Origin of the sequence: Terrabacter aeriphilus, assembly GCF_039542985.1 — a bacterium.
In the GTDB taxonomy this organism is placed as follows: Bacteria; Actinomycetota; Actinomycetes; order Actinomycetales; family Dermatophilaceae; genus Terrabacter; species Terrabacter aeriphilus.
In genome coordinates, this window is the sequence record NZ_BAABIW010000004.1 from 102,270 (window position 1) to 109,094 (window position 6,825).

General features: G+C 75.2%; 5 protein-coding genes. All 5 read left to right on the forward strand.

Features of this window, described 5'->3' with window-relative positions:
• The first annotated feature begins 42 nt into the window (after nt 1-42).
• Nucleotides 43-564 carry a hypothetical protein gene (locus ABD979_RS02080; RefSeq protein WP_345505767.1) on the forward strand — a complete coding sequence of 174 codons (522 nt, stop codon included), beginning with the start codon at nt 43-45 and terminating at the stop codon, nt 562-564.
• Complete coding sequence (locus ABD979_RS02085; protein ID WP_345505768.1) at nt 561-1,373, forward strand: PP2C family protein-serine/threonine phosphatase; 813 nt, start codon at nt 561-563, stop codon at nt 1,371-1,373. Before ABD979_RS02080 ends, ABD979_RS02085 begins: the two co-directional genes overlap by 4 nt.
• Nucleotides 1,374-1,375: 2 nt before the next feature.
• Nucleotides 1,376-3,970 (forward strand): FHA domain-containing protein, encoded by a 2,595-nt coding sequence (locus ABD979_RS02090; RefSeq protein WP_345505769.1) that lies wholly within the window; start codon nt 1,376-1,378, stop codon nt 3,968-3,970.
• A 34-nt stretch (nt 3,971-4,004) separates the two neighbouring features.
• Nucleotides 4,005-5,762: a serine/threonine-protein kinase gene (locus tag ABD979_RS02095; RefSeq protein WP_345505770.1), complete on the forward strand. Its 1,758-nt coding sequence runs from the start codon at nt 4,005-4,007 to the stop codon at nt 5,760-5,762.
• A gap of 205 nt (nt 5,763-5,967) precedes the next feature.
• A complete protein-coding gene (locus ABD979_RS02100) occupies nt 5,968-6,756 on the forward strand; it encodes an FHA domain-containing protein (RefSeq protein WP_425583891.1) in 789 nt (262 codons plus the stop codon).
• Nucleotides 6,757-6,825 lie beyond the last annotated feature (69 nt).

Here is a 6,825-nt window from a genome sequence, read left to right on the forward strand (position 1 = left end):
GCCGTCCCCGGCCCCCGCGGGAACGACCGAAAGGAAGCACCCATGACCACCCTCGCCTACCCGAGCGCCGACTTCCCGGGACCTCCCGCGGTGGCGCTCGAGGTGCCGGATGGTTGGGAGCCGGCGCACGCCCCGGGCACCACCATGGCGGCGCGCCTGCCCCGGTCGGACGCCTTCGCCCCGAACGTCGTCGTCACCGTCGAGCCCTGCGCCCCGGACCACCAGCTCGAGGACTCCCTCGAGCTCGTGCGCGCCCGCGCCGCCTCGCGGGGTGGTGGCGTGTCGCAGCCGTATGCCGCCGAGCTCGGTGACGCACGCTTCGTCGGGTGCGACGCGAGCTGGCCCGACGAGGACGTCGAGACGGTGCTGCAGGCCAACCTCTTCCACGTCGTGACCCCGAAGGCCGGGGCGGCCGAGGTGGGGAGCGCGGCCGGCGCGGCCGGCGCGCACCTCGTCCAGCTGACCGGCGCCGTCGGCGGCCCGACCGCCGAGCAGGACTACGAGCTCATCCGTGCGGTGCTGACGACCGCGCGCGTCACGCCGTGGACCGGCGGCGACGCATGAGCCCCGCGCACCCCGTGCTCTCCGTCGGCGTCGTGACCGACGTGGGGCGGGTCCGGGCCCACAACGAGGACGCCGCCCTCACCCGCGGCACCGTCTTCGTCGTGGCCGACGGGATGGGCGGCCACGCCGCCGGCGAGGTGGCGAGCCGCATCGCGAGCGAGACGGTCGTCGAGCTGGCCGACCGCCCGGCCATCCAGGTGCGCGACCTCGTGGCCCAGGTCGCCGAGGCCAACCGGCGCATCCTCGCCTCGGCCGCCCGCCACCCGGAGCAGACCGGGATGGGCACGACCGTGGCGGGTCTCGCCCTCGTCTCGGTGGGCGGGTCACGGCACTGGGCCGTCTTCAACATCGGCGACTCACGCGTCTACCGGCTGCTCGACGGCGACCTGACCCAGGTCACGGCCGACCACTCCGAGGTGTGGGAGCTCGTCGAGCGCGGCCTGCTGACCCCCGAGCAGGCTCGGGTGCACCCCGGTCGCAACGTCGTCACCCGCTCGCTCGGCCGCGACCCGATGGGCGTCGTCGACACCTGGGTCTTCCCGCCCTACCCCGGCGAGGTCTTCGTCATCTGCTCCGACGGGCTCTCGAACGAGCTGACGCACGAGCAGATCGAGGCCGTGCTCCTCGAGCACCCCGACGCCGAGGCCGCCGCGGAGGCGCTGGTGCGCCGGGCGGTCGAGGCAGGGGGGCACGACAACGTCACTGCTATCGTCGTCGCGGTGCAGGGGCAGGACTCCGACTCCGACGTGGACGAGGACACCACCCCCCGCCAGAACGTGAACGGCTCATCAGGGGAGAGCAGGTCGTAGACGTGAGTGGCCCGTCTGTCGTTGTCGAACGGGCCCCCGACGGGTGGACGCACATCGGGGGCCCCGGCATGCACCTGCTCATCGCCCTCGACGAGGACGACGAGCGCACGCTCAGCGCGAGCGATGCCGCCGACGGCGGTGACCTCGACGACGTCGTCGAGGTGCTGACGACGGGGGGCATGCGCAAGGCGCACCACTTCGTCGGCGCGCACTGGCAGCCGCGCACCCGCATCGTCGCCTTCGGCCCGGTGGCGGCGGTGGTCACCCTCGCCGACGGCACGGAGCACGAGGTGCGCGCGACGAGCAGCCGCGTGTGGACCGACCTCGAGCTGCCCGAGCACCCCGAGCGGGTCGTGCTCCGGGTGCTCGACGAGGCCGAGCGGGACGCGCCCGTGCCGCCCCAGACGCTCGGCGCCGGTGGTGCCGTGGTGGCGGTCGGGTCGACCCGCGCGAGCGGCGGGGACGGCGCGGACGGCGCGGACGGCGCGGAGGACCCGCGGTCGGATGCCGGTGCGGACGATCCCAGCACCGACGCCACCAGCAGCGACGCCACTGCAACGAACGACGCCGGAACGAACGACGCCGGAACGAACGACGCCGGAACGAACGACGCCGGAACGAACGACGCCGGAACGAACGACGCCGGAACGAACGACGCCGGAACGAACGACGCCGGAACGAACGACGCCGGAAGCGTCAGCGGTGCCGAGAGTGCGAGCACCGCCGTCGGCCCCGGCGGCCCCGGCGGCACCCGAAGCCCCGACTCCGCCGGCGATGCCGACCCGCTGCCCGCGGCCCCGCCCACCTTCGCCGCCGTGGTCGGCGAGGCCGGCGACGTGGCCGCCGGGGCGACGGGCGCCCGTAGCTCGAGCTGGGACGGCAGCTGGGCGCGCCACGTCCCCGACGTCGCGCGCCCCACCGCGGCCGCCCCCGCGCCGACCCCGGCGCCGAGTGCGCCTCTGCCACCCGAGCCGTCCCCGGCCCCGGACCCCGCACCCAGTGCGGCTCCGCAGCCCGACCCGGTCTCGCGGCCCGAGCCGGCGCCTGCCCCGACGCCCGAGCCTGCCCCGACGCCCGAGCCTGCCGCCGAGCCCGCCCCGCAGCCCGTGACTGCTCCCGAGTCGATGCCGGAGCCGACGCCGGAGCCCGGACCCGCGCGTGTCCCGGCGCCCCAGGACGTCGAGTCGACGTGGGCGGTGCGCCCCGTCGTCGACCCGGAGCCGCTCCCGCAGGCGGCCCCGGCGGCCGAGCCCGGCCGTGGGCCCGCGCCCGAGCCGGCGCGCGAGCCCGCACGTGGGCCTGCACGTGGGCCTGCACCCGAGCCGGCGGGAGCGGACGACCTGCCTGCGGCCGCCCCGAGCTACGACTACCTCTTCGGGCACACCACGGCGGCCGACGAGCACCGACGCGTGCTCGCCCAGCTGACGCAGCCGCAGGACGACGACGCCGGCGCTGACGGCGAGACCGAGCACGCCGGCGCCGCACCTGCCTCGATCCCGGCCGTCGCCGACACCGCGCAGGCGCCGGTGACGAACGCACCCGCGGACCCGGCTGCGGCGGCCCCGACGGTGCCCGGGCCGGGGCAGTCGGCCGCCGGCGGCCCGGCCCCCGCGCCGGCGCTGCCCGAGGGCGGCCTCATCTCGTCGGTGCCCTGGGCGCGCCCGGCCTCCACCCCTGCAGCGCCCGAGCCGGCCCCGGCCCCCGAGCCGGAGGTGCCCACCTTCTCGGGCCGGCACACGCCCCCGCCCGCGCCGAGCCTGCTGCCGCCGACGCTCACCCCGCCGCCGGGTGTGCGCGCGCCCGAGGCCACGCCGCTCATCTCGACCGGCCCCCCGCCGCCCGCCACTACGCCGCCCGCGACGACCCCGCCCCCGGTGAGCGAGCCGAGCTTCGACGTCCCGCTCGTCGCCCCTGCCGCGACCCCGACGACGACCCCGACGACGACCCCGACGGCGGCCCCGGTCCCAGCACCGACGACCCCGGCGCCGACGGCTAGCCCGGCCGCGAGCCCGGCCGCCGGCGGCGTCGAGATCGACACCGGCACCGAGCCCGACGAGGACGACGCAGAGCTCACCGTCGACCGGAGCGCGCTGCTCGAGGCCCAGAACGCCGCGCAGCAGCTGGCGTTCTCGGGGCCGAGCGTGCTCGCCGTGCTGTGCTCGGCCGGCCACCCCACGCAGCCGCACAGCGACCGGTGCCGGGTCTGCGGTGCGGGCATCCCGCCGCAGGAGCCGTTCACGATGCCGCGCCCGCCGCTCGGCGTGCTGCGCCTCTCGACGGGCGACGTCGTCACGCTCGACCGCAGCGTGCTGCTCGGGCGCTCGCCGCGCCCGGGCGAGAACCTGGCTGCGCACGAACGGCCGCACGTCGTCAAGGTGCCGAGCCCGGAGCGCGACGTCTCGCGCAACCACCTCGAGGTCATCCTCGAGGGCTGGCACGTGCTCGTGCGCGACCTCGGCACGACGAACGGCACGACGGTCGCGCTGCCGGGGGAGGCGCCGCTGCGCCTGCGGGCCAACGACCAGCAGGTGCTCGAGCCCGGCTCGCTCGTCTCGATGGCCGACGAGATCACCTTCACCTTCGAGGCCGCACCGTGATGGCCGTCTGCGCACCGACGAACGGGAGCCGCTCGTGAAGAAGGGCGCACCTCCCTCGATCCCGGGCCTCGTGTTCGTCCAGCCGCTCGGCTCGGGCGGCTACGCCGACGTCTTCCTCTACGAGCAGCAGAGCCCCCGGATGCCGGTGGCCGTCAAGGTGCTCAAGTCCGAGGGCCTCACCGGCGCGCTGCGCGCGCAGTTCGTCGAGGAGGCCGACACGATGGCCGCCCTCGGCGACCACCCCTACATCGTGCAGGTCTTCCGCGCCGGCACGTCCGACGACGGCCGCCCCTACCTCGTCATGAAGTACTACCCGCCGCCCAACCTCGCGATGCGGGCCCGGGCCGAGCGCTTCTCCGTCGAGGACGTGCTGCGCACCGGCATCCAGCTCGCGAGTGCGGTCGAGACGGCGCACCGGGCGCACATCACGCACCGCGACATCAAGCCGGCCAACGTCCTCGTCAGCGCCTACGGCGCCCCGGGCCTCACCGACTTCGGCATCGCCGGCCGCGGCGCGCGCGACGGCGACGCCGAGGTCGAGAGCACCGACGGCGTCGGTGTCTCGGTGCCGTGGGCGGCCCCGGAGGTGCTCTACGGGCAGAGCAACGGCGACGAGCGGGCCGACGTCTACTCCCTCGCGGCCACCCTGTGGCAGCTGCTCGTGGGGCGCTCGCCGTTCGAGGTCCCGGGAGGCGACAACTCGGCATACGCCCTCATGCCGCGCATCCGCAGCACCCCGCCGCCGGCGACGGGGCGGCCCGACGTGCCCACCGGCCTCGAGCGCCTGCTCGCGCAGGCGATGGCGAAGGACCCGACCCACCGGCCGTCGTCGGCGCTCGAGCTGGCCCGGGCCCTGCAGGCCGTCGAGCAGCAGCAGCGCCTCGCGCGCACCCCCATCCTCGTGCTCGACGAGCAGGGTCACACGACGCTCGTCAGCCAGACGTCGGGCTCGCCGACCGGATCGGGCGCCGACGACGACGACCGCACCCGGATCAAGGCACCGCAGACCGTCGTCGCGCAGCCGGCCCCGCCCGCGGCGACCGCGGCCGGGCCGGTCGGCGCCGCTGCGCTCGACGAGGCGACGCGGCGCCGCTCGGACGCGACGGCCGGACGCTGGTCGCCCGCCCCGATGCCCGTCGCCGGGCCCCGCGGCGGCGCGGCGGCCGTGGCGGGAGCAGCCGCCGGTGCCTCCGCGCCGGTGCGCTCCTCGGCAGCCACGGACCCCGTCACGAGCCTCACGGCGCCGCTGCACTCCGACGGGGTCGACGAGGCCACCGTGCGCCGGGCGGCCGGCGCCGCCCCGGAGGCCCCGGTCGCGCAGCCGGCGTCGTCGGGCTCGGTGCTCGGCCGGCCCGCGGTGCTCTGGAGCCTCATCGGCAGCGTCGCCGTGCTCGCGGCGCTCGTCCTCTTCCTCGTGCTGCGCCCAGAGCCCGTGTCGCCGGTCACGGCGGACCCGCCCCGACCGAGCGCCACCGTGTCGATGCCGGGCGACGACAGCGCGATCGGCGACGGCGTCTTCGACAAGCCGACCATCGAGGCGACGTCCGCCGCCGGGCGGGTGTCCTTCAGCTGGAGCTACCCCAACGCCTCGAAGAAGGACACCTTCCGGGTGTCCTACGCGGCGAAGGCGGGCGACGTGGGCAATCGCGACCGCTCCCGCACCGTGATGGTCACGGCCCGCTCGTTCACGGTCAAGGCCCAGAAGGGCCGGCAGGTGTGCGCGTCGGTCGTCGTCGTGCGCGCCGGCCAGGGCTCGCCGGGCGCGGACCCGCAGTGCGAGACGGCCCGATGAGCGGGCCAGCACGCAGGGGCGCGGCCTGACCGAGCGCACGACCAGGTGGCCGGCCTGAGTACGCGTGCGGTCGACGATGCCCGCACATCGAGGCAATCTCGTGACATACGCACCAAACCACCACAGACTTACGTAACAAAACACCAGCGGCACTCGTTGACCCGGGTGCCGGCCGGTGTGTCGACAGGGATAAGGGGACCTGATCGTGATCCACAGCAAGGTGACCGTCGTGTTCTGCGGCGAGGAGCACTCCGTGTCACCCGAGTCCGGCCTGACGATCGGCCGCAGCGGCGACGTCGAGGTGGACGACAACCCCTACCTGCACCGCACCTTCCTCGTCGTCTCCTTCGAGAACGGGTTCTGGTGGCTCTCCAACACCGGCTCGACGCTCACGGCGACGGTCGCCGACGAGCAGGGCCTCTTCCAGGCCTGGCTCAACCCCGGCGCGAAGATCCCGCTCGCCATGAAAAAGCTCGTCGTCTGGTTCACGGCCGGCCCGACGACCTACGACTTCGAGATCCACGTGGCGAGCCCGGCGTTCAAGTCCGTCACCTCCGACGCGCCCGAGCCGGGTGACGACGAGGTCGGTGCCGCCACGGTGGGGCGAGTGTCGTTCACGCCGGACCAGAAGCTGCTCGTCGTCGCGCTGTGCGAGCCGTTCCTGCGGAGGCGGGAAGCGGGTACGAGCCAGATACCCTCCTCCGCCGCGGCCGCCGAGAGACTCGGCTGGACCCTGACCCGTTTCAACCGCAAGCTCGACAACGTCTGCCAGAAGCTCGCCGACGCGGGAACGCGTGGCCTGCACGGTGGCGTCGGAAAGCTCGCGACCAACCGCAAGGCCCGGCTCGTCGAGCACGCACTCTCGACGCAGCTCGTCTCGGAGGACGACCTCGTCCTGCTCGACGCCCCGGCAGCCCCGGGTGAACGGACCGACACCACCGCAGAGCAGAGGGACGACGACCCGCGGGTCGTCGTCGAACAGGGGAACGCATGAGTACCGCCGCCAGGAAGCGTCGGGTCGGGGTCGTCTCGACCGTCGTGGTTGCTCTTGTCGCGAGTGTGT

What these genes read in the sequence shown, in the direction of transcription:
- ABD979_RS02080 (WP_345505767.1), top strand. Translation starts at nt 43, where the DNA reads ATGACCACCCTCGCCTACCCGAGCGCCGACTTCCCGGGACCTCCCGCG.
- ABD979_RS02085 (WP_345505768.1), top strand. Translation starts at nt 561, where the DNA reads ATGAGCCCCGCGCACCCCGTGCTCTCCGTCGGCGTCGTGACCGACGTG.